Origin of the sequence: Pseudomonas sp. CF161 (assembly GCF_000416215.1) — a bacterium.
Taxonomy (GTDB): Bacteria; Pseudomonadota; Gammaproteobacteria; order Pseudomonadales; family Pseudomonadaceae; genus Aquipseudomonas.
The window spans coordinates 1-923 of sequence record NZ_ATLP01000122.1 but is presented as its reverse complement, the minus strand read 5'-3'; the positions used below and the strand labels follow the sequence as shown (position 1 = coordinate 923).

Here is a 923-nt window from a genome sequence, read left to right as displayed (position 1 = left end):
CGGGGGGGGCTCCGGCGTCGGCGCGGGGCCGGTGCCCGAGGCCGAGACGTAGATCAGCTGCGGCAGCAGGCGCGCCAGGGTCTGCGGCTGCAAGTCCAGTTGCCCATCGCGACCGGGGGCCCAGTTGTGCAGGAACACGTCGGCGTCGGCCAGCAACGCCAGCAGCTCGGCGCGCCCGCTGGCCGCTTTCAAATCTATTTGCAGACACTGCTTGCCCCGATTGATCGCGTCGAAATGCGCCGAGATGTCTCCGGTCATGGGCGGCATGCCGCGCATCGGATCGCCTCCCGGCGGTTCGACCTTGATCACCGTGGCCCCCAGCAGGCGCAGCAGATGACCGGTCAAGGGGCCCTGGATCAAGCGGCAGCATTCCACCACGGTGATCCCTTGCAAGGGCAGCCCGGCCTGCTGCGCTGGCAGGCGGTCGCCGGGCAGGCTGGCGACAGGCTCCTGGCCCAGGTCGAAGCAGCGCCAGCCGCCGCCCTGGATCCAGCGCTGGAACGACGGCTCCTGGCGGCAATCCTGCCAACGACGCAGGGCGCACAGCTCGGTGCCGGCCTCTTTGGCCATGGCCTGCAATGCGGCAAACCCATGGCCGCCGACCGCACTGAACAGCGCGGCCGGCAACCAGGCCGTGGCCCGGGTGTAGCGCTGCATAAATGGTCGCCAGCCTTTGCCGGCCACGGCGGTGGCAACACCGGCCAGGTTCCAGAAACGCAGCCAGGCGTCCGGGTTCAGCGCCTCCAGTTCAAACACCACGCCATCGGCGCTGGTAAAGGGCGGCCGTGCCGCATCCGCCGCAGGTGGGGGCTCGGGCGGGTAGCCGCCGTCGGCGCTGTCCATGGCCAGGTACTGACCGAGGGCCAGCAGCGCCGCCCCGCCATGGCTCATGGTGACCCGCGCCCGGGGCAAACCCCGCGCCT

The 923-nt window shown here is 70.7% G+C and carries 1 protein-coding gene; it reads right to left on the bottom strand.

The window, feature by feature from the left end:
• The coding region (locus tag CF161_RS29160) for a CoA transferase (RefSeq protein WP_020300227.1) at nucleotides 1-923 on the bottom strand (923 nt) is incomplete at both ends.